We start from the raw sequence: 1,104 nt of genomic DNA, 5'->3' as shown, positions 1-1,104 counted from the left end.
GGAAATGGAACAAGTAATGTTGGGGTTATGATGGCTATCGGTTATGATGGCAGTATAGGTATTCCTTTTTCATTTAAGGCTTTATTAGTAGCAGATGGAGAAGCAGGTGTAGTTATGTTCGACATTTCTTATCCGTTTAACCCAACATTAGCGGATGGAGATGATTCGAGATACAATACGTTAGGAATGGTAAGTGATTTATATGTAGATGCAGCAAATGATAGGATATATGTAGCAGACGGAATAGAAGGATTAAAGGTTGTAAAATATTCTTATTATTTCCTTATGGGGTTATCCTGGAGCCTTGAAGGAAAAGTGAAATTTGACGATGCTATAATTAGTGGGATAGATAGAGTAGGTTCAGAGCATTATGAAATAGCAGCAGGTAATAGAGGATTCATAATGATGAGAATAAAAAAACCATCTAGACTTGCAAATAACGATGCTTTTGATACATATTATAATGATTCTGATAATGATAATAATTATCTTGCGTGTGAATATGATACAGATGGTATAGCTTATTCAGTAAATTCAGTTGGGAATGGCGGGGTAGGTTCTGAATATTATTCAATAGTGGCAGATGGAGAAAATGGTATAGTTGTTCTACAAGATGATAATCATATACCTTGTAATTTAGAACTAACAGCAGATTATAATTGGATAAATTTTGGAAGTATAGTAACAGAATGAATTTAAACAATTAAAGCATAAATTCAAAAGATAATAAAATTTTAGATTAATATAGAGTTAATATAAAGTTGTGGTATTATTAGGCGATATCATTAAATGATATTTTTATATGACAAATGGAGGTGGAAGGTATGAAAAAGTATAGTTATCTAGTTGTGCTTTTAATAGCACTACTAATAATATTAACAAGTTGTTTTAAAGCGGTACCAGTTGGTAAATTAAACACAGAAGATATTAGAGTAGATCTTTCAACGAATTATGATGTGTATTCTCAAGTGAATTCATCAGCAATAGAAATGGAATTTAATGCAAACATACCAAAAGATGCATTCATGTATGACAAAAGCAACTCATTGATATTAGTAAAAAATTATTCAAACAAGACAGTAGTAATATTTTCAAAAGCACAAA

2 protein-coding genes are annotated in these 1,104 nt (G+C 30.6%); both read left to right on the top strand.

Annotated features, from left to right (window positions below):
• A partial coding sequence (locus X275_RS09630; protein ID WP_047268611.1) for a hypothetical protein occupies positions 1-693 on the top strand: 693 nt, incomplete at its 5' end.
• A gap of 116 nt (positions 694-809) precedes the next feature.
• A partial coding sequence (locus X275_RS09625) for a hypothetical protein (RefSeq protein ID WP_156168774.1) occupies positions 810-1,104 on the top strand: 295 nt, incomplete at its 3' end.

The sequence above is a fragment of the Marinitoga sp. 1197 genome (assembly GCF_001021165.1).
Classification (GTDB): Bacteria; Thermotogota; Thermotogae; order Petrotogales; family Petrotogaceae; genus Marinitoga.
Note: the sequence above shows the minus strand (reverse complement) of the source record. Positions and strands in the feature narration are given on the sequence as shown.